The organism is Solemya pervernicosa gill symbiont, from assembly GCF_002020875.1.
GTDB lineage: Bacteria > Pseudomonadota > Gammaproteobacteria.
In genome coordinates this window covers 1-24672 of the sequence record NZ_MPRL01000010.1, presented here as the reverse complement: position 1 = coordinate 24672, position 24672 = coordinate 1, and the positions used below count along the sequence as shown (strand labels likewise).

Genomic DNA, 24672 nt, shown 5'->3' with positions numbered 1-24672 from the left:
CTCCCCTACTCATTACCCTTTACTCCTCCAGCCAGCCAGTAACTTCCCGGTCGATTGCCGGTCAGTGCATCGAGCTTCGCCCACGCTAGCAGCAGTTCATAGTCGGTCTTGGTTCGCTGATAACGTGCCTCGGCAAAACGCACCATTGCATCACCAAGATCGGTCTTCACCTCCAGCTCATAGAGCGCCCGGCTCCGATCGAGGTAGAGGTCACGATAGTCAGCCAGCGCCACCATCTCTTCGCGCTTGATATGCAGCAAGCCGATCTGCTGCCACAGCTCCAGCAGCCGCTGATTCATCTCGCGCTGTTCAATAGCGTAGTCGGCCTGCAAGCCGTGTAGAGAGGCACGCGCCTTGGCAACCGCCGCATTTACCCGCCCACCCGTGAAGAGCGGCACATCGAGCACCAACCCGGCACGGAAGGGATCGCGTGAGCCACCGTCACGATTGTAAATGCTGCTCTCCAGCTCACCGCTAAGCTGCGGACGCCCCTCTCGACGCGCCGCCTCAACACGCAGCCGTGCGGCCTCCAACAACTCTCGCTGGGCACGCATACGTGGATTGGATTCAACAGCTGCGGCCAACAGCGTCTCGAACTCAGGCAGCTTACGATCAAGCGCACCCAGCTCCGGTTCGACCAGTTCAGAAGAGAGTTCACCGGGACGATTCAGCGCCGCTGCCAATAGGGCACGCGTGCTGCGCTTCTGGGCACTGCTTGAGGCAACTCGCAGACGCTGGGTCTGATAGTTACTCTCATACTCGAGCAACTCAATATCAGAGAGCTGTCCGAGTTCGTTACGATCCCGCGCCTTGTCGAGGGTGACAAAGGCGATCGCCATCCCCTCGTTATCGACCCCGTTCTGGACATCGGCCAGCAGCACATCAAAAAAGCGCTCCATCACCTCGATCCGTTTCTGATCCTCGGCGCGCCGTAGGTTGAGGCGCTCACCCGTGAGCTGCGCCTCTCCAGCCGCCTCGGCGTGACGGCTCTGGCCAAAGTCATAGAGGCGTTTACGTAGATAGAGATGCGCGCTGCTGTCGTTATGGGATTGATCGGCGGCCAGATCCGCGGGTTCGATCCAGCGCGCCTTACCCTGCAGGCTCAGCTGGGTACCGTTGGCAGCATCGACTGCAAGCAGCTCCGCCTCAGCACGCTGGTAGGCGGCCTCGACACGTTGAAATTGGGGGTGTGACTCCGCATCTGCAACGACAAACGCCTCGCTAAGTGAGAGCGGTTCCGGCAGTGAACCGGCAGCCGATTCAGCCGAGGCCCATGTCGCAACAAGCAGTAGTGCACTGCCGAGCATCCCGGCAGCGATGCATCTCGGCGCGTGGATCATCTGTTCTTCGACGCCTTACGTTTCTCTCGCTTATAGCGGGTGAATGACTGCTTCTGGTAGTGGCCATCGACAAAGTATTCACCCATCCAGAGAAACTCATCGGGACCCGAAGTAGCGCCTGTATAGCGAACCACCTGCTCGCCCTGCAGGTCATAGAAGGCAATCACCGGAGTGGCACGCACCCGGTTTACCTTGAAGGAGAAATCTTTCTGCGACATCGTCTCGCCCTTGAAGTCGACCATCTCCACATCGCCTTCGATATCGATAGCGAAGCTGAGCATGTTCTCCTTGAAGAACTTCTGCACCTCGGGGCGATTTAGCACGGTGCGCTTCATGCGATGACAGAAGGGACACTCGTCCATCTCAAAGAAGATCAGCACCCCCTTTTTGCCCTCCTCCTTGGCGTTGGCCAGCTCCTCCTGCAGATCACCAAAGAACTGATCGAAGAAGTGGACGTACGGATCACGAGTTTCGACCGATGCAGCCTCAATCGTTACGGTAAAGATAAGCAGCGAGATGGCTGCCAGTAGCTGTTTCACGAACGCTCCTCCCTGTCGCGTTTTTCATCTTCAATAAATTGCTCAAGCATCTGTGCCTCAATACCACCCAGATAGCTTCCGACCACCTTACCCTCAGGCGAGACGACAAAGGTGGTTGGCAAACCCTTGAGGGGCTCGAACGATTTAACCGGTTTGTTATTTGTCAGCAGCACTGGATAGGAGATCAATTGGTCATCGACAAAGCTGCCCAGCCGATCACTGTCAATCTGCTCAAAGTTGATTCCCAACACCACTGAGTCGTTATCTTTATGCTTGTCGTGATAACCAATCAGCTCTGGAATCTCCTCAAGGCAGGGTGGACACCAGGTTGCCCAGAAGTTAACCACCACCCACTTGCCACGATAGTCAGAGAGCTTGTGGATCTTGCCATCGACACCCTGCAGCGCAAAATCGGCCGCATCAGCAGCAAACAGCGAGGGGGTAAAAAGGAGTAGAATCAGAGTCAAAATTCGACGCATTACAAACCCTTCCTTACGAGACAAAACCGATCTGATATAAACTGTAGGGAAATTCATAGTCGCACACCTCTCTACCCAAAGACATCAGGGATTACCATGACTCTTATTCGCCAAGATGATTTCATCACAACCGTTGCCGATGCCCTCCAGTTCATCTCTTTTTACCACCCTACTGACTTTATTGAAGCACTTGGAACGGCATACGAAAAGGAGCAATCGCCTGCAGCCCGTGATGCCATCGCGCAGATTCTGACCAATTCGAAGATGTGCGCCGAGGGACACCGACCAATTTGCCAGGATACTGGTATCGTCACAGTGTTCCTCAAGATCGGTATGGGCGTGAGCTGGGAGGCAAGCCAGAGCGTCGAAGAGATGGTCAACGAGGCGGTGCGGCGTGCATACACCGCCGCAGAAAACCCGCTACGCGCCTCGATCGTCAGCGATCCTGCCGGCAAACGCAGCAATACCCGAGATAACACCCCAGCAGTGATCCACACCGAGGTGGTTGCGGGTGACAAGCTCGATATCACCGTCGCCGCCAAGGGAGCAGGATCGGAGAACAAGACCAAGTTTACGGTGCTCAATCCAAGTGACAGCCTGGTTGATTGGGTGGTCAAAACGGTTCCCACTCTGGGTGCAGGCTGGTGTCCACCCGGTATGCTCGGTATCGGTATCGGCGGTACGGCCGAAAAGGCGATGCTGCTGGCCAAAGAGGCGCTGATGGAGCCGATCGATATTCAGCAGCTTCAGGAGCGTGGCGCACAGAATCGTGCCGAGGAGCTACGCCTTGAGATCTACGACAAGGTCAACGCACTGGGTATCGGCGCACAGGGACTCGGTGGTCTCACCACCGTGCTCGATGTAAAGGTCTTCGACTACCCAACCCATGCCGCCTCACTGCCGGTGGCACTGATCCCCAACTGCGCCGCCACCCGCCATGCACATGTGGTGATGGATGGTCGCGGCCCGGTGCTACTCGAGCCACCCAAGCCTGAGACGTGGCCTGCAGTCGAGTGGCAGCCGAGTCCCGATGCACGGGTTGTCGATCTTGAGACCCTGACCCAGACTGATACCAACGATTGGAAGCCGGGCGAAACGCTACTGCTCAACGGCAAGATCCTCACTGGTCGCGATGCGGCCCACAAACGCATCTGTGATCTGCTCGATCGTGGTGAACCGCTGCCCGAGGGGCTCGACTTTACCAACCGCTTCATCTACTACGTCGGACCTGTCGATGCGGTGGGTGATGAGCCGGTCGGACCTGCGGGGCCGACCACTGCAACCCGCATGGACAAGTTCTCCGATCAGATGCTCGACACCGGCCTGCTCGGCATGATTGGCAAGGCGGAGCGTGGTGCAGCAACCATCAACAGTCTTGAGCAGCACCACGGCGTCTACCTGATTGCTACCGGCGGTGCCGCCTATCTGATCTCACGCGCCATTCGTGGATCTCGAGTCATCGCCTTTCCCGAACTAGGCATGGAGGCGATCTACGAGTTCGAGGTGGAGAATATGCCGGTCACCGTAGCGGTCGATGCGCATGGCGGTTCGGTGCACAACAGCGGCCCCGCAGAGTGGCAGGCGAAGATCGGTAAGATTCCCGTCGTAACGGCTTAAGGTCTACTTCTCTGCAGCACGCGAGTGTTTATCACCCGCGTGAGAGAGATAGAGCGCCAACCCGATCAGGGCGATACCACCCGCCAGATAGAGTAGATCGATCGGTGTCTTGAAGGGCATTCCAATGGCGTGCTCAAAGAATTTCACTACCAGAATCATCAGGATCACCTTTGCCAATCGCGCCTTCAGGTCATCAAGACTGTGGATCAGCAGGATATTGGATGAGTTTTCAGAACCTTCCGCCTGATCGATTTTGCTAATAAAGAGTTCATAGAGACCCAACGCAAAGATCAGCAATACTGTCGCCAGTAGATAACCATCAATAATCTCCACCACATGGGTCACTGTGGTACTCCGCAGCTCGTTACGCGCTTCGATTGAGAGCGAGAATGAAGCGTAGTCACCAAGGTGAGAAATCATCACGACTGCATCGATGGTTGCCATATAGAAGACAGCAAAGGCGGTCAGTAGACTCGTGATCACTGCCGAAAGCACTACCAACCGGCTATTCCACAACGCACCTTCGAACCACTTTTCAAGCCGTTTCAACATCACTACTAATCCATATAATTATCTGTCGCGCACGATACACGCAGCTTTCCCCACTTTACAAATAGTATTGGCAAGTTATTCTGTCTGAATATTCACCAGCAGCAAGGTGCAGCGGTTCACGCAGGGAAACCACTAACAAGATGAGAACGCTCCGCCTCACCACCCCAGCGCCTAGCAAACGCATCGATCAATCGATAGTGACAAAACCGAAGGCCTTCAAGGATTGGCTCGACTATCTTCCCTACGCCACCCCGGCCAACGCATTAGAGAAGTTAATCAAGGGTGTTTCCACCCACAACCGCCAGCAGATCTCAACGGCCCACCGCTTCGAGATGCTGGAGATGGTGCAACAGCCCTTTGCAGTCCTGCTCGACGCCTATCTGCAGCCACGCCCCGATCGCGGCACCCTGCCAATAAACAAACGCAATCGTCAGATCGGCAGCGCCCTGCACAAACTCAGCACCGAGATCGCCTTCGGCTACAAGCTGGTTATCAAGCAGAGTCTCGGCAGCTCAATCAAACTCGGCCGACACAAGATTCTCCACCCTTCCCTGCAGCGCGCCATGAAGTACCTGGGCATGACACTGCTCCAATCCTTTATCGACTACACACCAGGCCCGAACAATGTTTGGCGCGAAATTTACCAGATCTACGCATATGCTGAAGAGGCGAAAATTCATGATCAAACGATCAGCGATCAAAACGACCGCTTCAATACCGTCACGACCATCCAACGCCTCTTCAAACAGATCATCCTACTCAGCCTGGTCGACCCCTATCGCCTGCCCGATGGACAGACCTGGCTACTCTTTAACTACCTCAACAACCTTGAGGAGAGCTGCAAGATCACCCCTTTTGGTGAGACAAACAATAATCTTGGATTCTTTGTTGTCGACCTCAACAGCGACCTGATGCCACAACCGCTCACTGATGAGCAACTACTACTCGACGCACCTCAACTGATCGACACACGCACATTGGTCGCACGTGTGAATCAAGAACGTGAATTGGCACAAAAAGGAAATGTACCGGCAAATTTCCCACTACCCACAGAACTCCCCATCAACGACAAGATTCAACTCTTGATTCGGCTACAAAAGGGGTGGACCAGTAAACAATCCCGCAAGATGCCACGCGTTGAAGAGGTTGGGAGAGCGCAGGTATTGTGTGGCCTTGATGCCGTTCACCACCATCTGGCGACCGACCACCCTAAGAGTGAAAACCAAGAGCAGCACAACGATCAGATTGAGATCACCTCTCAGCTGGGTGATCGACTAAAAAACGGAACCCAGGACCATGCGCTTAATCAGTGGCGCCTCATCAACCGAAGCCTCGGCGGGCTCTCACTCGCTGCCAATGCAGCAAGCAACTGCAATCTCACCACCGGCCAACTGCTCGCCATTCATAGCAACGATAAAGAGAGTGACGAGTGGATCATCGCCATTAGTCGTTGGTTGATTTACGACGCCAATCAGAACGAAAACAAGTTCGGCATCCAGTACCTGAGCAAAAAACCGCAGGCAGTCCAAATAAAGGCACAGGTTGGCAGCCAGCTGGAGATGGAGTGGCGCCCAGCCATCACCTTTGAACTCCGGACCAAGAGTGGCATACAGCAGTGCATCGTCTGCGCCAAGGGATTCCACCTGTCGGAACGTGAATTTCAGTTAGTGGAGAACGGAAGTAGCAAAACGATCAATTGTGGACAGCTGGTTGAGACAACATCATTGATCGATTGGTTTATATATACCGACTAATCGAACTGTAAACCAAACATGCCGCTACAGCTTCCACACAATCAGCCAGACGTATCCATCAAAAAACCGGGGGCAGACAGGATGTCCAGACATTATTTTTCCATCATCCTTTGCTGCATAGTCGTCACAATATTCACTACCATTAGTGTCATTAGTAATAACTGGAATTGGTTCGCAAGATCAGGGGCATTACTTGTAATAATCGCTATTGTCACAGAGTATTTACCCACGCTTAAAACGAAAAAAGCGGATGAGATGTTGGCGTGGACAAATCAAGATGATCACAACGCTACCAGAGTCGCAGCAACCCTAGTTGTAGCAGGCACGTTAATATGGGGATTTGGTGATCTAGTTGGAGAACTCTAGAATTAGCGTTACAAATTCATCAATGATTCATACGCCAATTTATCAAGGCCACGTCAAATGGCTTGTCGCAACATCATCACACTATATCGGTAGAGTAAACTGAGCATAGATAATCACCTACCGCTCAGAGCTTGGGATGAAAATAATTACAAGTGAGCAGTCAAACTTAACATCCACTCTATTTTGACAAATAACTCAAAAAGTTTAGTGGGATCGCGACACAGCTATTGTGGTGAATCACCTGTTTTTTACTGTCATCTGGCGCGCTTCAATTGCCAGTGAACGTGCCTCTTCGGCATTCTTTCTTGCGGCGCGATACTCTCCCGCTTCAAGACTCCTCTCCGCCTTCTGCATCAGCCGTTCGGCTTTTGCCATCATGGCGGGGGCTGACTCCATGGCACCGCTATCCTGCGCTGCACGCAAGGCCTGACGGGCATCGGACATCTCCTGTGCCGGCACGGCGGCACAGCCTGCCACCACGACCAGTAGGGTAATGAGAAACAGACGCACTCTTTTTGTTATATTGCGACTCACTTGCGGTAGGACTCCCTAAAAACCAGCTAGTTATGCTATCTGGAGAGCCTACCACGCACCGCAAAAGGGCATCAACAACCGATAACCGAGATTGAGAACATGACCAACAACACCATCAAGCTCTACCACAACCCCCGCTGCTCCAAATCACGCCAGACCCTGCAGTTGCTTGAGCAGCAGGGCGTTGAGCCACAGATTGTTGAGTATCTAACAACCCCACCTACTGTCGTGGAGCTAACTGAGATTCTCGAGATGCTTGGGCTTGAACCACGCGAGCTGATGCGTAACAAGGAGGCGGAGTACCAGGAGAACGGGCTCGACAACCCAGAGCTAAGTCGTGAGCAGCTGATTGAGGCAATGGTCAACACACCCAAACTGATTGAGCGCCCGATTGTGATCAGCAACGGCAGGGCCGCGATTGGCCGCCCACCGGAGAAGGTATTGGAGATCGTCAAATGAGTGAAGTCCTGGTGCTCTATTACAGCCGCCACGGCGCTACCGCTGAGATGGCTCAACAGATTGGTCGTGGCATCGAGGAGATCAGTGGTGTCGAGGCGAGGATTCGTACCGTCCCCGCCGTCTCCACCGTCTGCGAGGCCGTTGAGGACGATATCCCCGAGAGCGGTGCGCCCTATGTCTCCGCTGACGATATGCGCGAGTGCATCGGTTTGGCTGTGGGTAGTCCAACCCGCTTTGGTAACATGGCGGCACCAATGAAGTACTTCATCGACTCAACCAGCAATCTCTGGCTGGCTGGCGAGATGATCGACAAACCCGCCACCGTCTTTACCTCCAGTTCCAGCCTGCACGGCGGCCAGGAGAGCACTCTGCTAAGCATGATGCTGCCGCTGATGCATCACGGCATGTTGGTTATGGGCCTCCCTTATAGCGAGAGTGACCTGCTCACCACCACAACTGGCGGCACTCCCTATGGCGCCAGCCACCTTGCAGGCAGTGATAGTCAGCTACCACTCAGCGATGAAGAGAAACGGCTCTGTCGGGCACAGGGCAAGCGCCTTGCCGAGTGTGCGGTTGCGATGAATAGCAAACGAAGCGGCAACAGCTGATGCAGCGCGTCAAACTTGCACAGGCCACGGCACTGACCGGCTACTTCGGTCTAATCTTTCTACTGCTGCTGTGGAATATCTGGATCGCCCCCTCGAAACACTTTCCGATCAGCCTGGTACTGATCGTGCTGGTGGTACCCCTACTCTTTCCACTACGCGGCCTGCTACACGGCCGTAGCTACACCTACGCCTGGAGCAGCATGCTCTCACTGCTCTACCTCGCACTCGGCATTATGGAAGCAGTCACCAAGCCCTATGAAGTAACGCAGACACCGGAGCGACTACTCGGCATTATCGAGATTATCTTTAGTGTGATGCTGTTTGTCGGCGCGATCCTCTACGTACGCTTAAAAGCACGAGCGGACCGTGCCGCAGCACTAGAGGAAGAGACTAAGGATTGAGTACCGACTTGATGAAGGGGATGGTCAGGCGTCGCTGCTCGATCATCGACGCCTCATCAAGCCGGTCCAGCAGCGAGAAGAGCAGCCCCTGCCCTCGCGGCGCATGGCGTAACAGATAGGTTGCCGACTCATCGGGTAGTTCCAGACCTCGCCGCTGTGCCAGCGTTTTTAGTGCCTGCTGCTTCTGCTCATCGTCGAGTGGTTGCAGCTGAAAGGTAAGCCCCCAGGCAAGACGACTCTTCAAATCATTGAGCTTTACCGACAGAGAGGCCGGTGCCACATCTGCACTTACTAGCAGAATACCGCCCGCTTCCTGCAGACGATTAAAGAGGTGGAACAGTGCCTCTTCCCAATCGGCTCGCCCTGCCACCTGCCCCACATCGTCAAGACAGACCAGCTCAAGCGACTCAAACCCCTCGATCATCTCGGGCGGCCAGCTCTCCGCCTCACCGAGTGGCAGGTAGGTCGAGCTCATCCCAGACTCCGCAGCCAGATGACAGGCAGCCTGCAGCAGATGCGACTTACCAACCTCACCGCCACCCCAGAGATAGATCACTGCCGACTCACCAACAGAAAGCGCTGTACGAATGGCGTTGAGCGCCTGATCGTTATCGGTGGTGAAGTAGTTTTCAAAAGTGGCGGCTTCGCGCAGTGCGATGCCAAGGGGGAGCTGCATCATAGGGCGTTATCTCACCATTCAATCAGGCGTCGTGTTGGTCGACACCTTCCAGTTCAACCGCCACACTCCCCTCATCGTAGAGCGCGCTGTCGAGATACTCCTGATGTAGATGGCGAACCATCACCATAATCACCGCAGCCACTGGCAGCGCCAACAGTACACCGAGGAAACCAAACAGCTGACCACCCGCCAGCACCGCAAAGATCACCGCCACTGGGTGGAGGCCGATACGATCTCCCACCAGCTTCGGTGTCAACACCATGCCTTCGAGCAGCTGCCCAACAATAAAGGGCACAAAGACCAGCACAATCGGTAACACATCCTGAAACTGCATCAACGCAGCAACACCAGCCACGACCACGCCGACGATCAGACCTAGATAGGGAACGAAACTGACCAATCCCGCCAGCACACCAATCAGTAGCGCCAGCTCCAGCCCCACCATCCAGAGACCGAGCGTGTAGATGGTTGCCAGCGCCAGCATCACCAACATCTGTCCGCGCAGGAACGCACCCAGCACCTCATCCGACTCCAGTGTCAGCAGCGTGACGCGTGGTTCGATACGACGCGGTAACATCTCGTGGATGTGAGCGACCAGGATGTCCCAGTCCCGCAGAAGATAGAAGGTCACCACCGGAATCAGCAGCAGGTTGGCGGCCAGTGCCAACAACGCCATACCCGATTGCGAAGCGCCAGCAATCAGCTGGCCGATGACATCACTGCCCTCGCCCCAGTGCTGGCGAATGGCGTTGAAGATTAGCTGCGGATCGATCGCTTCGATCTCGATACCTAGCTGCTGCAGCCACGGCAGCATTTTGCCCTGTAGCATTTCGAAGTAGCCCGGCAGGTTACCGATCAGAATCCCCAACTGTTTACCGAGAATCGGTACCAGTAGAAACAGCACAATCATCAATACCGAGAGGATGGCAGCAAAGACGATCGTGACCGAAACGGTACGCGAGAGACGCTTAGCCTCCAGTCGATCAACAAGGGGATCGCCAAGATAGGCGAGCAGCCCACCCGCCATAAAGGGGACCAGGACTGGCCCCAGCAGATAGAGTAACCACCCCGCACCAGCCACTCCACCAATCACCATCCAGCGCTGTGAATCACTCATGCGCTTACTCCCTGTGCTTTCCTGAGACATTATTCAACCATTGAGTAGATAGGTAACTACGGCAGACGATAGTAGAGGCGTGAGACCTGGCTCAGCCCCGCCTCTTCGGCCTCGATATCGGCCTCGAGCGACATCGACTCGTAGCTGCGTTCATGCAACACCTTGCCGAGTGCGATAGCCCGACGTAGCGCATCCTCACCGCCCTTGGCCACCGCCTTGAAAATGACACTGTTACCACCAACTCGCTCCGCCGTTACCGACTCAATCGGATCGAGAGAGGTGAGATACGCGGAGACCTTGGCGTACTGTTTCAAATCATTAATACCGAGCACGCTGATCGCAATCTGCTCATTGAACTCAATCGAACCATCCACTGAAAAGCGCGCCGCGAGCATATCGGCTGCCGCATGTACGCCACGACCGAGCACAATGTCGGTCTGCGCCAACGGGGCATTCCAGCTCTGTCCCATGAACTCCTCTTTGGGATTGGCGTAGAGGGTCCAGCGTGATGCCCAGCTACCGGCACTGGTCGGGTAGATGCGGGCCACCAGAATGGCATCTGCACGGTAGCGCTGCGAGGCGAGGATCAGCTCCTCACTGGCGTTGGCCCAGACATCCATCAGGTGCACCTTGGCCTGATCCTCAACGTCCATTGCAGGCAGTATCAGTGGCAATCCACGCTCAGCAGCGGCCTCCTGCAACAACGCGCGCCAGGATGATTCGCTCTGACTATCGAGCAGGTAGCGACTTCCCTGCTCCTCAACCGCAAGCCAGACAATGGCCTGTGGACGATTCTTGCCCCACACGGGTCGGCCGATGCGCTCCAGAAGCCGCTCAACCGCTTTCTGGTCGAAGCTGACGTGCATTTTCAACACCTCAATCGCGCTCTGCGTCTCATCCTCTGCGGCAACCTTATCGCTGCGATAGCGGTACTGCTGCAGATAGCGCGACGCACCTCTTAACTCGGCAGCCACCTCAGGACTCTCGGCAATCGCATCCACACCCGAGATCTTGACCAGCACCTCGGCAAAGGCATCAACCAGCGCACGGTTACGCTCGCCTGCCGACTGATCGGCCACGATCACCTCAGTCTCATTGAGACCAGAGACCTCTACCGCAGCGAGGTTCGTCACAAAGAGAAACGACAGGATCGCCCCCAGCAGCAGCTTTTCAACGCTTTTCAATCGAATTCCACCCTTTTTAGCGCTATTGAATGCGCCATCACAGCGCAGTTGCGGTTACAATAGCAAATTACGCAATTGCAAAGAAACGAAACACTCCGGAGCCCAATGTGAACAGCAACGACCCAGCCGCGAATAAAGGTACTTCACTCAGCTATCAGGACGCGGGCGTCGATATCGAGGCGGGCAACCGACTGATCGATCGCATCAAGCCGATTGCGGCGAAAACACAGCGTCCCGGCATCCTCGGTGGCCTGGGCGGCTTCGGTGCACTTTTCGAGCTGCCGCTCGATCGCTACAAAGAGCCGGTATTGGTCTCGGGAACCGATGGCGTCGGCACCAAGCTGAAGCTGGCGATGGAGATGGGTAAACACGACACCATCGGTATCGATCTGGTGGCGATGTGCGCCAACGACTTGATCGTACAGGGCGCTGAACCACTTTTCTTCCTCGACTACTACGCCACCGGCAAGCTCGACATCGACACCGCCGCTGAGGTAGTTGCCGGTATCGGTCGTGGCTGTGAACTCTCTGGTGCCGCGCTCACCGGCGGTGAGACGGCCGAGATGCCCGGTATGTACCAGGAGGGTGACTACGACCTGGCTGGCTTTTGTGTCGGTGTGGTGGAGAAGAGTCGCATCATCGACGGCAGCAAGGTCGCTGCGGGTGACAAGCTGATCGGCATCGCCTCCTCCGGCCCCCACTCCAACGGCTACTCGCTAATTCGCAAGATCCTTGAGGTCAGCGAGACACCGCTCGATCAGCCCTTCGAGGAGAGCACCATCGGCGCGGCACTGCTCGAACCGACCAAGCTCTATATCAAGTCACTGCTGTCACTCTTCGAACAGGTCGATGTACACGCACTTGCCCACATCACCGGCGGTGGCCTGACCGAGAACCTGCCACGCGTAATGCCGGAGGGGACCTCAGCGAAGATTGATGCCAACAGCTGGCAGCGTCCGGCCATCTTCAACTGGCTGCAGGAGAAGGGTGGCGTGATCAAGGAGGAGATGTACCGCACCTTCAACTGCGGTATCGGTATGGTGGTCTGTGTAGCGGCAGCAGATGCAGACAAGAGCCTGGAGCTGCTTTCAGCAGCTGGAGAGCAGGCCTCGATCATCGGCACCATCGAAGCCGGTACGGATGGCGAACAGGTCACCATCGAGGAGTAGTCGCTTTGCAGGAGTCCGCAAAACGGCTACCGATCGTCGTTCTAATCTCTGGCGGCGGCAGCAATCTGCAGGCGATCATCGACGCAGCCAACAACGATCTGCCGGTCGAGATTCGTGCTGTGATCAGCAATCGCAGCGACGCCTATGGGCTTGAGCGCGCGCAGCAGGCAGCCATCCCTACCGCTGTGCTCGACCACACGCACTACGAGGGTCGCGAGGCGTTCGATACGGCACTGATTGAACTGATCGACAGCCACCAGCCACAGCTGGTGGTGCTGGCGGGCTTCATGCGCATCCTCACCCCGGAGTTTGTACGCCACTATCAGGGGCGACTGATCAATATCCACCCCTCGCTGCTGCCCGAGTTTCGTGGTCTGCACACCCACCGCCGCGCCATCGAAGCTGCCGCCTCGCACCACGGTGCCACGGTCCACTTCGTCACCGATGAACTCGATGGTGGTCCACTGATCCTGCAGGCGCAGGTGCCGGTGCTGGCCGATGACAGCGAGGAACTTCTCGCCGCACGGGTGCTCGAACAGGAACATAAGATCTACCCGCTGGCGATTCGCTGGTTTGCAGAGGGACGACTGGAGATGAGGGATCACACCGTAGTGCTGGACAATCAACCGCTAGAAAAACCCGCACAGCTTGAGGCGTAGTTGATAGCTCTTACCATGCAACTATCTCGATTTCTGATAACGCTATTATTGATCATCACACTCGGCACGGCCTCTGCCGAGCCACAGCTGATCCCCTACTCCGCAGACTACATTCTCAACAAGAGCGGCCTGGCAATCGCCGAGGGACGTTTCAAACTCAAGCAGAACAGTACGGGGAATTACACCTACGAATCCCGCTCGACACCCGTTAGTGTCGTCTCCTGGTTCCGCAGTGATGAGATTCTTGAGCAGACCACCTGGAGCGTGAGCGATAGCCACGTCACACCCAGTTTCTATCGTTACGAACATACCGGGATCGATGATGAGAAGATGATCCACGTCAGCTTCGATTACGATGCCGAACGAGTCACTACCCGCGTCAACAGCGCCCCCTGGAGCATGGAACTGGAGGCGGGCATGCAGGACAAGATGAGTGTGCAGATGGCCCTACAGCTGGCACTGATGGCTGGAGAGCGGGGGCGCTTTGAGTACCGCGTCGCCGATGGCGGCACGCCGAAGACCTTCAGCTTCCTCTATCAAGGCGAAGAGGTCATCAAGACACCACTCGGAAAATTCCACACCCTGCGGGTCAAACGCGAGAACGACAAACGCGGCACCACCATGTGGTTTGCGCCTGAACTGAACTATATTCCGGTGCGGGTCGAGCAGAAGAAGAAGGGAATGAACCTGCTGATCAAAAAGTTGAAGGGACTACCGCTCCCAGACAGCAAGAGCGGCAGTTAAACCTGACTGTTACGCCTTGGGTAGGGTAACGCCTGTCTGCCCCTGATACTTTCCACCACGATCACCGTAAGAGGTTTCACAGATCTCATCCGACTCGAAGAAGAGCATCTGTGCCACACCCTCGTTGGCGTAGATCTTCGCCGGCAGTGGCGTGGTGTTTGAGAACTCCAGCGTCACGTGACCTTCCCACTCCGGTTCCAGCGGGGTGACGTTAACGATAATGCCACAGCGGGCGTAGGTCGATTTACCAAGGCAGACCGTCAGCACGCTACGTGGAATGCGGAAAAACTCCACCGTGCGCGCCAGCGCAAAGGAGTTGGGCGGGATGATGCAGACATCGGACTTCACATCGACAAAACTGTTCTCATCAAACGCCTTCGGATCGACCACCGCCGAGTTGATGTTGGTGAAGATCTTGAACTCATCGGCGCAGCGCACATCGTAGCCGTAACTCGAGGTGCCGTATGAGACGATCCGCTCACCATTGACCTCGCGCACCTGCCCCGGCTCGAAGGGTTCGATCATCCCCTCACTCTCGGCCATGCGTCGGATCCACTTGTCGGCTTTGATACTCATCCTATTCCTCTCAACTGTGACATTGTCGCTCTTGTGCATCCCTGCACCCGCGACATACCGTCCATCCCTGGACATAAAAATACCGGCTGTTAGTCAAAACAGCCGGCATTATAGTGGCATTTAGCGTTCCGCTACAAAGCGGTCACTTCTGCCTAGTCGTTGGCGATAACGATCTGCGGGAACTTCGCCTCGTAGTTCTTCGCCTGAATCGCCAGACGCGCAGCCGTGCGACGTGCGATCTGCATGTAGATCTCGCTGATGCGACCCTCAGGATCGGCAACCACGGTTGGCTTACCGTTATCGGCGTTCTCGCGAATCGAGATGTCGAGTGGCAGTGAGCCAAGGAAGTCGACATCGTACTGGTCGGCCATCTTCTCGCCACCACCTCGACCGAAGATATGCTCCTCGTGACCACAGCTGCTGCAGATGTGCATGCTCATATTCTCGACTATGCCGAGCACAGGAACCTCAACCTTCTGGAACATCTTCAGACCCTTACGCGCATCGAGTAGGGCGATGTCCTGCGGAGTGGTGACGATAACTGCACCGCTAACCGGCACCTTCTGCGCCAGAGTCAGCTGGGTATCACCGGTGCCGGGTGGCAGGTCGATGATCAGGTAGTCGAGATCGCTCCAGTTGGTATCATTGAGCAGCTGCTCGAGTGCCTGGGTGACCATGGGTCCACGCCAGATCATCGGGGTCTCTTCATCAATCAGGTTACCGATCGACATCGACTCGATGCCGTAGTTTTTCATCGGCTCAAGGGTCTTGCCATCAGGTGAATCGGGACGCCCCTCAACACCGAGCATACGGGTCTGGCTGGGACCGTAGATATCGGCATCAAGGACACCGACCTTGGCACCCTCGGCAGCGAGGGCCAGCGCCAGGTTGGCAGAGACGGTCGACTTACCCACACCGCCCTTACCCGAAGCAACGGCGATGATATTCTTCACACCCTTGATCGTCTTCACACCCTTCTGTACCGAGTGCTCCACAATCTTGCACTCGACGGTGACGCTGGCCTCGGATACACCCTCGATACCGCTAACCAGATCCTGCAGCTTGCCGGTCAGCTCTGCCTTGAAGCTATCGGCGGGATAGCCAAGCTGAACATCAACAATCACCTTGCCACCATCAACCGCAATACTCTTGATGCTCTTCGAGGTAACCAGATCCCGATCTGAGTTGGGATCGATATACGCCTTCAGTGCAGACTCAACCTGCTCTTTGCTCACGTCAGCCATTGAAAAAAACTCCCATAATTCGTGCCCGGCACCAGTGCCATCAGCTATTTCCGACTAAATTGGCTGGGGATTCTACACAAAATCGGTTAGAGCGTCTTCCATGCAGTTACTCTGGAAAATCACCACCAAAATGGCCTTTCCCTGAGTGTTTACTGCACGTTTCACTACAATCCAACGATATCGCCCCACCTAAACCCAGCTTTCGGTCAGTAACCGAAGCGGTGGCAAGAGAAAATATCAGTGCTTGGAATTCCCGCATGCTACTATATGCGGCCCGTTTAGCCGCTATTCAAGTCACCGTATCGATATGTCTGAAAACACACGCAAAATCCTGGTCACCAGCGCTCTTCCATACGCCAATGGACCGATCCATCTCGGTCATCTGGTGGAGTATATCCAGACCGATATCTGGGTTCGTTTTCAGAAACTGCGTGGTCACAACTGCACCTACGTCTGCGCCGATGACGCCCACGGCACACCGATTATGCTGCGGGCACAAAACGAGGGGATCACTCCCGAGGCGCTGATCGAGCGTATCAGTGGCGAACATCAGGCCGACTTTGCAGAGTTTGGTATCGGCTTCGATAACTACCACTCGACCCACTCCAAGGAGAACCGCGACTGCGCCAGCACCATCTACACGCGCCTGCGCGACGGTGGCCACATCGCCACCCGCACCATCACCCAGGCCTACGACCCCGAAAAGGAGATGTTCCTTCCCGATCGCTTCATTAAAGGTGATTGCCCCAAGTGCGGCGCCGAAGACCAGTACGGTGACTCCTGCGAGGTCTGTGGCGCGACCTACTCACCGACTGAACTGAAAAATGCCGTCTCTGCCATCTCAGGTGCCACCCCGGTTGAGCGCGACTCCGAACACCACTTCTTCAAGCTGGGTGATTTCGAGAAGATGCTGCGCGAGTGGCACAAGGCAGGCCATATTCAGGATGGCGTGGCGGCCAAACTCAAGGAGTGGTTCGAATCGGGCCTGCAGGATTGGGATATCTCCCGTGATGCACCCTACTTCGGCTTTGAGATCCCCGATGCACCGGGCAAGTACTTCTACGTCTGGCTCGACGCACCGATCGGCTACATGGCCAGCTTTAAAAACCTCTGCAGCAAAAACAGTGCCTACGATTTCGACAGCTACTGGCTGCCGGGTGGTGAAACCGAGCTCTACCACTTCATCGGCAAGGATATCGCCTACTTCCACACCCTCTTCTGGCCGGCGATGCTGCACGGCGCCGGTTTCCGCACCCCTAACGCCGTCTACTGCCACGGTTTCCTCACCGTCGATGGCAAGAAGATGTCGAAGTCTCGCGGCACCTTCATCATGGCACGCAGCTACCTCGACCATCTGCAGCCGGAGTATCTGCGCTACTACTTCGCCGCCAAGCTCAGCAGCGGTATCGACGACATCGATCTCAACCTGGAGGACTTCCAGGCACGCGTTAACTCTGACCTGGTCGGCAAGGTGGTCAACATCGCCAGCCGCTGCGCAGGATTCATCAAGAAGCGTTTTGACGGCAAGTTGGCCGAAACACTCGGCGATGAGGGACTCTTCAATACCTGCAGCCGCGCCGGCAGTGAAATCGCTGAACTCTACGAGGCGCGTGAATTTGGCCACGCGATGCGCCAGATCATGTCGCTGGCCGATCTCGCCAATCAGTACATCGACGAGCAGAAGCCGTGGGTTATCGCCAAGCAGGAGGGGAGTGATGCGAAGCTGCATGAGATCTGCAGCATGGGCATTAACCTCTACCGTCTGCTGGTCACCTATCTCAAACCGGTCCTACCACAGCTGGCTGCCGGTTCTGAGGCGTTCCTCAACATCGATCCACTGCAGTGGGATCACATTAAGGAGCCGCTGCTGGGCCACGCCATCAACAAGTTCAAACCGCTGATGACCCGTATTGATAAGGATAAGATCGACGCCATGCTTGAAGATTCAAAGCAGAATCTTCCAGGCGGCGAAAGCGAAGCTCCAGCGCTCAGCGGTCCACTCGCCGATGCCCCGATCAGCGATACCATCAACTACGATGATTTCGCCAAGATCGATCTGCGCATCGCCAGGATCGTCAAGGCAGAACATGTTGAGAAGGCCGACAAGCTGTTACAGCTGACCCTCGATCTCGGCGGCGAGCAACGCAATGTCTTTGCCGGCATCAAGTCGGCCTACGCACCGGAGGATCTGGAAGGAAAGCTGACGGTGATGGTCGCCAATCTGGCACCACGTAAGATGCGTTTTGGCCTCTCAGAAGGAATGGTGCTGGCAGCAGGCCCTGGCGGCAAGGACCTGTTTATCCTCACCCCCGATGAGGGCGCTGAGCTGGGAATGCGGGTTAAATAAACGGGTAACAGGAGGCGGGCAACAGCAAGTCCTACAAGATTCGCTGCTCTATCTAGGCTCTATCCTGTTACCCGCTGCCTTTTTTAAACCTCCAAGTCCGCTATCGGATGCGGTCTGGCAATCGCATAACCCTGCACATAGTCGACGCCGATCTCGGCCAGTTTCTCGACCACCGCATCATTCTCCGCATATTCTGCGATCACCTTCTTCTCCATGAAGTGTGCAACCTCCTTGATCGAGCGCACCATCGCGTAGTCGTTGGGTTCGGTACAGATATCCTTAACCAATACTCCATCAATCTTCAGATAGTCGACGGGCAACTTCTTCAAGTAGGAGTAGGAGGAGAGACCTGAGCCAAAATCATCCAGTGAGAAGGAGCAGCCAAGATTACGCATCTCATCGATAAAGTCGGAGGCGTCCTCAAAGTTACCAATCGCCGCCGTTTCGGTAATCTCAAAGCAGATCTTTTTGCGTGGCACGTTGTAACTGGAAAGTTGTTCGAAGACGTACTCAAGCAGCCGTTCGCTACCGAGTGACTGCCCTGAGAGGTTGATGGAGAGCTTACCAATCTCTCGCATCGCGTCGGGATTGGCATCGATCCAACTAAAGATCTTGCTGATCATCTTTCGATCGACTTCATGCATCAAATTGTGTTTTTCTGCCGCGTCGATGAACTCCGCCGGTGGTTCAACCTTGCCCTCTCTGTCGACCACGCGCATCAACACCTCATAGTGCATCTTTCCCTTACCTGAAATCGGCGCAATCTCCTGCACATAGGGCACGATACGCTCCTCCTCCAGGATGCGATTTACCCGAATCGTCCAGTCAAGTTCACTATCGAGTCTCTGCAGTTTTTCATCATCCTGCTCATAGAGCTTGATCGTATTGCGGCCAGCATTTTTTGCCACCGTACAGGCAAGTTCCGCCTCGTTGAGCACCGTCGGTGCAAACTTGCTCTCACCAGTGATCGGCACCAGACCGATACTGATGCTGACCGAGTAGGGGGTATCAGCAAAGTGGAACCGGTAATCCTGAACCCGATCGACCTGCTTGCCGGATATTCGATATGCCTCCTCCACGGAGAGCCCCTCATAGAGCACCGAGAACTCATCGACCCCCATACGCGACAGCGTGCAACCCTCATCACCGAGCACGCCATCGAGTAGCTCACTCAACTCCTTGAGCGCCTGGTTACCCGCACCGTAACCGTGCAGTTTCCGCACCGTCTCGAGCTGATGAATATTGATAAAGCCCACCACATGACGGACATCACCCGTCTCTGCCTGGTCCAGTGCGAGACCGAGACGTCGTTCAAACTCACGCCGATTGACCAGACCGGTTAACTCATCGTGGCTCGCTTGATAGGCGAGCTGACCATAAAGCCGCTCAACGATCAGCTCGATACTGTTATCGACAAAGGTGAGATCGTTATCATTGATCGGCGTCAGCTCACCGTTTTTCAGCGCATTAACCAGCTCGTTGAAACGCTGATCGAGAGCCTTCATGCCGAGTGAGTTAACAAAAACGTAACGCGCATAGTTCTGACCAATCCACGAGAGGCGCACATTTATCGCCTGATCTTCGCGTGCAAAACGGAACCAGGCACCGATATTTAGTTTGATCGCCTCATCCAACCAGGGTGTGAGACGCTCATCATCACGATCGAGCTCAACATCGAACTGCGTTGCGCTTAAGAGTTCACTGTTGTTTTCAATCTCTACCAGGGCATGCTCGGGTAGTGACACACCACCGTCCTTCGTACGCTGCTTAATCGAATCACGAAGATCATCAAACAGTCCCTTCTCACAGAGATGGTTGCAGTGGTACTCACTAACCAACGACTCGGCCCGCTCCACCATCTCCAACCGCTCATACTCGGGGGTATCACTCTGGCCCGATTTTTCGGCGAGCGTGCGGGTCAACTCCATCGCCTCGTTCCACTCACTCCCCTCACCCTTTCGCATGTAGATCAGGGTTAATACCTGCCGCCAGGCCGACTCAATAATTCGTTTGACCGGCTCCGGCACCTTCTTGCCCACCAGCAGCTGTTTCAACTCCTCGCTGACATAGTGCTTGGCACCGGTGACAATCTGATCACCTTCACAACTATCGATGACCGACTCAACATTTCTGTTGATACGACGCTGACGATCCTGAATCACCGGCGTAAGCGACTCCATTGCTCTCGCAAAGAGTTCACTCCCCTCATCCTCACCAGTAATTATGCCTTCGATGACGGGATCGATTGCCGCTTCGATATCTGCCGTGACTTCCTCGTCGCTCAAACCGAGTTCGGTAAGGAGCCCGAGCATCTTTCGCGCCGGGTGCTGTGGATTATCGATAAATGAATCGTCGAGCAGCATCGTCTTGGTATAGGCCGCCTCCAACCGCGTCAGCCAGCTTTTGACGCTGCTCGATAGATTGTCGCTCTGCTGCAGACTGGAGAAGAGTTCCTTCGACATTTCCAGTACACGCCGGTCGTGACTCGAGAGCCGTTCCAGGAAACTGCTGTCGCCACCACCGAGCTCCTCGGTAAGACGTCGAACAACCTCACCCTGCCCCCTGATGGCATCAAGATGGGAGACCAGATCATCAAGTGTGTAGCTGCTATTGCCACCCTCATTAAGCAGCCCGGAACTATCGAGCAGGCCCGAGAGACTGGCAATCACATTGCGTCGATCCTGCTCATCGCTCGTCCCTCGGTTCACCACCTGATAGAGCACCCGGATATCGGGCACCACACCCTGCTCCTTCAGATAGTTATTGAAACGTTTGTAGAACGGTGAAAAATCGGCTGTGGCTGCCGCTTCAATAACGTTGATTACCTGCTGCCGACTCTGCACGGTGGCGTAGGTGGATGAGAGCTCGTCCATCAAGGTCTCAACGATCTGTTTCGGTGCCATCTCAGCAATCTGGCTATCGGTCTCCAGACCAAACAGAACAGCCATTCTCATCATCGCGTGGTTGAGCTCTTCACCCCCGGCACGTTGAATCGCCGAGGTCATGCTATTGATTAGCAGTCGCTCATCCATCTCATCGTGCTCAACCAGTGAGAGTTCATCGAGCGAGAAACTATGGATATCCGTCTCGCCCTGCGGCTCATCCAGATGACCAATCTTGTGCAGTTCACCACTAATGGTTTCAAGAAATGTATTGCGAATTCGCACCTGCCCCGCCTCAAACTGGGCCAGCACGTAGAGCAGCTCATTTTGCTCCTGTGCATCACGGCAATTAGTCGCGACACTGAATAGCTCGTTGCTCAGCTTTCTGGCAAAGGCGTCGTAGGAGGTTCCTAGAAGCGAGGCAAACTGATTAACCGCCGCCTCACGGCTGACGACCAATGAAGCAGAGTCCACTGCCTCACTGCTCTGCTCCATCTCATTTGGAACTTCACCAGGGGTATAGACAATATGGTCACGCAGCCTCTCAACCAACGGTGCCTCATCGTGCAGATAGGCAACGCCAATCTGTGCACGCATGACACGCACGATACGTGCGGAGACGGAGATCGAGCTCGACTCTTCTGCACTTTCGAGACTAAGATTGATCGGTACTACCAATCCCTCTGAGATCGGCGTACCCATGGCTCTATAACGAGCCAGAATGGCATCATCAACTTCGATACAGAGACCGTTCTGACTAAAATCACGAATCCGACACGCCACCGGTGCATCAACATCGAAGCCGATCTCACCTGTCAGGAGTACTGAATAACGTTGGTGCGCCCTTTTCTCTCTTTTTGTCACGCCCGTCCTGCATATATATCGCACGGCAAATGCCGTAGCAGCCTAGATTATCGGCTAGCGTGACAGAAGGGAACAAACCATACAAATTTAATCAATTTATGGCTCAAACGGGATTGATGGACTCGTTCAGTTCCTTCTCAAACTCATCAACAGGGAGTGGGCGATTGAAATAGTAACCCTGGAAGTGGTGACAACCACTGTGTTTTAGAAAATCGAGCTGACCTCGTGTTTCAACACCCTCCGCAATCACCTCCAGGCCAAGGTGGTGAGTCATCGAGATAATCGTCTCAACAATGGCCGACCCGCTATCCCCCTTCTCGATAATGCGACTGACCATCACCACAAAATCTCGTTGCTTGAACTGTTTAGGGCTGACGTTAATCGCCAGACGGTTTATTTCCCCACCACGCCCCTCCAGCTCCCACATCCGCAGCTGTTTACAGGCGCTGCGCATCACCCACTCACCGATAGAGAGAATCAGCCCACTATCTTCGGCGACGGGAATAAACCGGGCCTGCGAGATCATCCCCTCTTCGGGGTGCAGCCAGCGCAGCAGGCACTCAGCTCCCATCAGCCGGTCATCTATCGAGAACTGCGGCTGATAGTGAAGACTCAACTCACCGTTATGAATCGCCTTGCGTAGATCGTTCTCCATCTGCAACCGCTCACTGGCGGCGAGCTGCATACTCGGGAGGTAGAATTGGAAGGTATCGCGCCCCTGCTCCTTGGCTTTATACATAGCGATATCGGCCTGTTTCAGTACATCATCGGCCACATCGGAGTTCTCAGGAAAGAGCGTGATACCGATACTGATACTGACATGTAACTCATTGCCATCAATATGGAAGGGACGGGCGATAGCGGACTGAATTTTCTGCACCACTATTTGTGTCTCCATTAACGCCATCTCAGGATCTTCTGCCAACTCAGTCATCAGCACGACAAACTCATCTCCCCCGAGCCGAGCCGCCGTATCTTCGGCTCGCACCTCACCCGCCAGCCGCTCTGCCACCTGCTTAACCAGGCCATCACCCACCTAGTGTCCGAGTGAATCATTGATTACCTTGAAGTGATCAACATCAAGAAAGAGCAGCGCACCTGTATGACCATGTCGCTTGCAGCGCGACAGCGCCTTTTGCAGTTGATCGTAGATGAAACGGCGGTTGGGCAAATCGGTCAACGCATCGTAGTAGGCCTGACGCTCAATCTTCGATGCGGCACGTTTGCGCTCGGTTATATCCTGAAAATGGCCAACATAGTGAGTCGTTTCGCCCGCCTCATTCTTCACCGCCGTGATACCAAGCCACTCCGGATAGGCCTCACCATCCTTACGGCGGTTAACGATCTCGCCTTCCCAGACCCCCTTCTCTAGTAACACCTGCCACATCTTCCTGTAGAAGGCCTTACTCTGCTGACCCGATGAAAGCACTCGGCTATGTTTGCCAACGATCTCCTCCGCCGTATAACCGGTGATACTGGTAAAGGCCTCATTGACGCGCAGGACTACCCCGTTGGGATCGGTGATCGTGATCGCCTCATGTGATTCGAAGGCACTCGCCGCCAGACGAAGGTCCTCCTCTACCCGCTTACGTTCTGTGATATCACGGAAACTAACCACTGCTCCGGTGACCTGATTACTCTCAAAGATTGGCGTACTGGTGTACTCAACCGAGAAGCTGCTGCCATCCTCGCGCCACAGCACCTCATCACTTACATATTTAGTTTCACCATCCCGGACCGCAGCTCGCATGCGACAGCTCTTCTCCGGATACTCCCGGCCGTCTGCATGGGAGTGGTGCATCTGCGTATGGCTGTGCTTGCCGATGAGTTCATCTGGTCGATAACCGAGCATCGCTGCGCCGCTCTGGTTAATGAAAGTGGTCTTGCCCTCACGATCAAGGCCGTAGATGCCATCACTCGTGGAGTTGAGCAGTAGTTCACGTTGGTAGCGCTGCTGCTCAATCTTGCGCATCGCATTTTCCAGCTCGATGGTCCGCTCATTGATGCGCCACTCCAGATCGCTACGCAGGGAGTTGAGTTCAATATCGGCACGCGCGAGACTCCTGTAGAGCCTCTGCACAAATAGACCTGCCGCAACCGAGAGAGAGAAGAGCAGTAGTCGCACCCACACCTCTACCGGTTCCGGCGCAAAGAGTTGCTGTGAAAGATCACCCTCACCCAGCAGGGTGACATCGACCCAGATATCGAACACACAGAGCAGCAGACCGACCACAACACTGCGAATCAGAATCCGACTACTACTCAGTGAAATTACGGGTCTAAACAGCATTTCTTGACTAAAACATAGGGCTTTCAAATACATATTGAAGAATCACGAAGCAACATCCACACCAATGCTCACAATTTTGTAACACATTTTAACAATTGAATAATTCACCACAATTCACTAAAAGGAGGATATCCCTACAACAACGGCGTTTTTTTGATATCTATCAAGTCAGAGCAGTGATGATATTTGTGACATTAATTGAAACAATCAACCCATCTATTAGACACATTTCAACATTCAAAGACCTGTCATGTCATGTCATGTCATT

At 54.9% G+C, this 24672-nt stretch carries 21 protein-coding genes and 1 pseudogene; 9 read left to right on the top strand and 13 right to left on the bottom strand.

Annotation, left to right across the window (positions count from 1 at the left end):
* Window positions 1–5 precede the first annotated feature (5 nt).
* Genes BOW52_RS03885 through BOW52_RS03875 form a run of 3 tightly spaced genes read right to left on the bottom strand, consistent with a single transcriptional unit; the run spans window position 6 to window position 2358 of the window.
* Window positions 6–1340 (bottom strand): TolC family protein, encoded by a 1335-nt coding sequence (locus BOW52_RS03885; protein ID WP_078482777.1) that lies wholly within the window; start codon window positions 1338–1340, stop codon window positions 6–8.
* On the bottom strand, window positions 1337–1879 hold the full coding sequence (locus BOW52_RS03880; RefSeq protein ID WP_236725629.1) for a thioredoxin family protein: 543 nt from the start codon (window positions 1877–1879) through the stop codon (window positions 1337–1339). The genes BOW52_RS03885 and BOW52_RS03880 overlap by 4 nt, the downstream gene beginning before the upstream one ends.
* On the bottom strand, window positions 1876–2358 hold the full coding sequence (locus tag BOW52_RS03875) for a TlpA disulfide reductase family protein (protein WP_078482776.1): 483 nt from the start codon (window positions 2356–2358) through the stop codon (window positions 1876–1878). Before BOW52_RS03875 ends, BOW52_RS03880 begins: the two co-directional genes overlap by 4 nt.
* Before the next feature lie 96 nt (window positions 2359–2454).
* Here BOW52_RS03875 and BOW52_RS03870 point away from each other — a divergent pair, with 96 nt between their 5' ends.
* Entirely contained in the window at window positions 2455–3975 is a 1521-nt protein-coding gene (locus tag BOW52_RS03870; RefSeq protein ID WP_078482775.1) for a fumarate hydratase, read from the top strand.
* 3 nt (window positions 3976–3978) lie between these two features.
* On the opposite strand, the gene BOW52_RS03865 is transcribed toward BOW52_RS03870, so the two are convergent.
* The gene (locus BOW52_RS03865; protein WP_078482774.1) at window positions 3979–4527 is read right to left on the bottom strand and encodes a YqhA family protein; all 549 of its coding nucleotides are present in this window, start codon (window positions 4525–4527) and stop codon (window positions 3979–3981) included.
* Window positions 4528–4667: 140 nt separating this feature from the next.
* Between BOW52_RS03865 and BOW52_RS03860 the strand changes: the two genes are divergently transcribed.
* The gene (locus tag BOW52_RS03860; protein ID WP_135622005.1) at window positions 4668–6281 is read left to right on the top strand and encodes a hypothetical protein; all 1614 of its coding nucleotides are present in this window, start codon (window positions 4668–4670) and stop codon (window positions 6279–6281) included.
* 603 nt (window positions 6282–6884) lie between these two features.
* Here BOW52_RS03860 and BOW52_RS03855 read toward each other — a convergent pair.
* The gene (locus tag BOW52_RS03855) at window positions 6885–7181 is read right to left on the bottom strand and encodes a DUF4398 domain-containing protein (RefSeq protein WP_236725628.1); all 297 of its coding nucleotides are present in this window, start codon (window positions 7179–7181) and stop codon (window positions 6885–6887) included.
* Window positions 7182–7280: 99 nt separating this feature from the next.
* Here BOW52_RS03855 and arsC point away from each other — a divergent pair, with 99 nt between their 5' ends.
* From arsC to BOW52_RS03840, 3 genes are read left to right on the top strand one after another with little or no spacing between them, the layout of a single operon-like run.
* The gene (arsC, locus tag BOW52_RS03850; RefSeq protein ID WP_078482771.1) at window positions 7281–7640 is read left to right on the top strand and encodes an arsenate reductase (glutaredoxin); all 360 of its coding nucleotides are present in this window, start codon (window positions 7281–7283) and stop codon (window positions 7638–7640) included.
* The gene (gene wrbA / locus BOW52_RS03845) at window positions 7637–8248 is read left to right on the top strand and encodes an NAD(P)H:quinone oxidoreductase (protein WP_078482770.1); all 612 of its coding nucleotides are present in this window, start codon (window positions 7637–7639) and stop codon (window positions 8246–8248) included. Before arsC ends, wrbA begins: the two co-directional genes overlap by 4 nt.
* Window positions 8248–8649, top strand: a complete 402-nt coding sequence (locus BOW52_RS03840) for a DUF2069 domain-containing protein (protein ID WP_078482769.1) — start codon at window positions 8248–8250, stop codon at window positions 8647–8649. Before wrbA ends, BOW52_RS03840 begins: the two co-directional genes overlap by 1 nt.
* Here BOW52_RS03840 and hda read toward each other — a convergent pair.
* From hda to BOW52_RS03825, 3 genes are read right to left on the bottom strand one after another with little or no spacing between them, the layout of a single operon-like run.
* Window positions 8639–9328: a DnaA regulatory inactivator Hda gene (hda, locus tag BOW52_RS03835; protein ID WP_078482768.1), complete on the bottom strand. Its 690-nt coding sequence runs from the start codon at window positions 9326–9328 to the stop codon at window positions 8639–8641. The genes BOW52_RS03840 and hda overlap by 11 nt on opposite strands.
* A 22-nt stretch (window positions 9329–9350) precedes the next feature.
* Window positions 9351–10445, bottom strand: a complete 1095-nt coding sequence (locus BOW52_RS03830; RefSeq protein WP_078482767.1) for an AI-2E family transporter — start codon at window positions 10443–10445, stop codon at window positions 9351–9353.
* 56 nt (window positions 10446–10501) lie between these two features.
* Window positions 10502–11629: a DUF2066 domain-containing protein gene (locus BOW52_RS03825; protein ID WP_172840132.1), complete on the bottom strand. Its 1128-nt coding sequence runs from the start codon at window positions 11627–11629 to the stop codon at window positions 10502–10504.
* Window positions 11630–11736: 107 nt separating this feature from the next.
* Between BOW52_RS03825 and purM the strand changes: the two genes are divergently transcribed.
* From purM to BOW52_RS03810, 3 genes are read left to right on the top strand one after another with little or no spacing between them, the layout of a single operon-like run.
* Window positions 11737–12798 carry a phosphoribosylformylglycinamidine cyclo-ligase gene (gene purM / locus BOW52_RS03820; protein WP_236725627.1) on the top strand — a complete coding sequence of 354 codons (1062 nt, stop codon included), beginning with the start codon at window positions 11737–11739 and terminating at the stop codon, window positions 12796–12798.
* A 5-nt stretch (window positions 12799–12803) separates the two neighbouring features.
* On the top strand, window positions 12804–13457 hold the full coding sequence (gene purN, locus BOW52_RS03815; RefSeq protein WP_078482764.1) for a phosphoribosylglycinamide formyltransferase: 654 nt from the start codon (window positions 12804–12806) through the stop codon (window positions 13455–13457).
* A gap of 15 nt (window positions 13458–13472) precedes the next feature.
* A complete protein-coding gene (locus BOW52_RS03810) occupies window positions 13473–14201 on the top strand; it encodes a DUF3108 domain-containing protein (protein ID WP_078482763.1) in 729 nt (242 codons plus the stop codon).
* Window positions 14202–14210: 9 nt separating this feature from the next.
* On the opposite strand, the gene dcd is transcribed toward BOW52_RS03810, so the two are convergent.
* Window positions 14211–14777: a dCTP deaminase gene (gene dcd, locus BOW52_RS03805; protein WP_078482762.1), complete on the bottom strand. Its 567-nt coding sequence runs from the start codon at window positions 14775–14777 to the stop codon at window positions 14211–14213.
* A 152-nt stretch (window positions 14778–14929) separates the two neighbouring features.
* A complete protein-coding gene (gene apbC / locus BOW52_RS03800; protein ID WP_078482761.1) occupies window positions 14930–16021 on the bottom strand; it encodes an iron-sulfur cluster carrier protein ApbC in 1092 nt (363 codons plus the stop codon).
* 307 nt (window positions 16022–16328) lie between these two features.
* Between apbC and metG the strand changes: the two genes are divergently transcribed.
* Window positions 16329–18368 carry a methionine--tRNA ligase gene (metG, locus tag BOW52_RS03795; RefSeq protein ID WP_078482760.1) on the top strand — a complete coding sequence of 680 codons (2040 nt, stop codon included), beginning with the start codon at window positions 16329–16331 and terminating at the stop codon, window positions 18366–18368.
* Between the two features lie 83 nt (window positions 18369–18451).
* Here metG and BOW52_RS03790 read toward each other — a convergent pair whose 3' ends face one another.
* The 3 genes and pseudogenes from BOW52_RS03790 to BOW52_RS17300 form a co-directional block, all read right to left on the bottom strand.
* Entirely contained in the window at window positions 18452–22114 is a 3663-nt protein-coding gene (locus tag BOW52_RS03790; protein WP_172840131.1) for a DUF1631 family protein, read from the bottom strand.
* 103 nt (window positions 22115–22217) lie between these two features.
* On the bottom strand, window positions 22218–22451 hold the full coding sequence (locus BOW52_RS17305) for an EAL domain-containing protein (protein WP_269087628.1): 234 nt from the start codon (window positions 22449–22451) through the stop codon (window positions 22218–22220).
* Window positions 22449–24086, bottom strand: a pseudogene (locus BOW52_RS17300) (diguanylate cyclase domain-containing protein); the annotation flags it as partial. The pseudogene BOW52_RS17300 and the gene BOW52_RS17305, both read right to left, overlap by 3 nt.
* Window positions 24087–24672: the final 586 nt, after the last annotated feature.

Excerpts from the sequence above, each read along its gene's own strand:
- BOW52_RS03885 (WP_078482777.1), bottom strand. The coding sequence starts at position 1,340 with ATGATCCACGCGCCGAGATGCATCGCTGCCGGGATGCTCGGCAGTGCA.
- BOW52_RS03875 (WP_078482776.1), bottom strand. The coding sequence starts at position 2,358 with ATGCGTCGAATTTTGACTCTGATTCTACTCCTTTTTACCCCCTCGCTG.
- BOW52_RS03870 (WP_078482775.1), top strand. The coding sequence starts at position 2,455 with ATGACTCTTATTCGCCAAGATGATTTCATCACAACCGTTGCCGATGCC.
- BOW52_RS03865 (WP_078482774.1), bottom strand. The coding sequence starts at position 4,527 with ATGTTGAAACGGCTTGAAAAGTGGTTCGAAGGTGCGTTGTGGAATAGC.
- BOW52_RS03860 (WP_135622005.1), top strand. The coding sequence starts at position 4,668 with ATGAGAACGCTCCGCCTCACCACCCCAGCGCCTAGCAAACGCATCGAT.
- arsC (WP_078482771.1), top strand. The coding sequence starts at position 7,281 with ATGACCAACAACACCATCAAGCTCTACCACAACCCCCGCTGCTCCAAA.
- wrbA (WP_078482770.1), top strand. The coding sequence starts at position 7,637 with ATGAGTGAAGTCCTGGTGCTCTATTACAGCCGCCACGGCGCTACCGCT.
- BOW52_RS03840 (WP_078482769.1), top strand. The coding sequence starts at position 8,248 with ATGCAGCGCGTCAAACTTGCACAGGCCACGGCACTGACCGGCTACTTC.
- hda (WP_078482768.1), bottom strand. The coding sequence starts at position 9,328 with ATGATGCAGCTCCCCCTTGGCATCGCACTGCGCGAAGCCGCCACTTTT.
- BOW52_RS03830 (WP_078482767.1), bottom strand. The coding sequence starts at position 10,445 with ATGAGTGATTCACAGCGCTGGATGGTGATTGGTGGAGTGGCTGGTGCG.
- BOW52_RS03810 (WP_078482763.1), top strand. The coding sequence starts at position 13,473 with ATGCAACTATCTCGATTTCTGATAACGCTATTATTGATCATCACACTC.
- dcd (WP_078482762.1), bottom strand. The coding sequence starts at position 14,777 with ATGAGTATCAAAGCCGACAAGTGGATCCGACGCATGGCCGAGAGTGAG.
- apbC (WP_078482761.1), bottom strand. The coding sequence starts at position 16,021 with ATGGCTGACGTGAGCAAAGAGCAGGTTGAGTCTGCACTGAAGGCGTAT.
- metG (WP_078482760.1), top strand. The coding sequence starts at position 16,329 with ATGTCTGAAAACACACGCAAAATCCTGGTCACCAGCGCTCTTCCATAC.
- BOW52_RS17305 (WP_269087628.1), bottom strand. The coding sequence starts at position 22,451 with ATGGTCAGTCGCATTATCGAGAAGGGGGATAGCGGGTCGGCCATTGTT.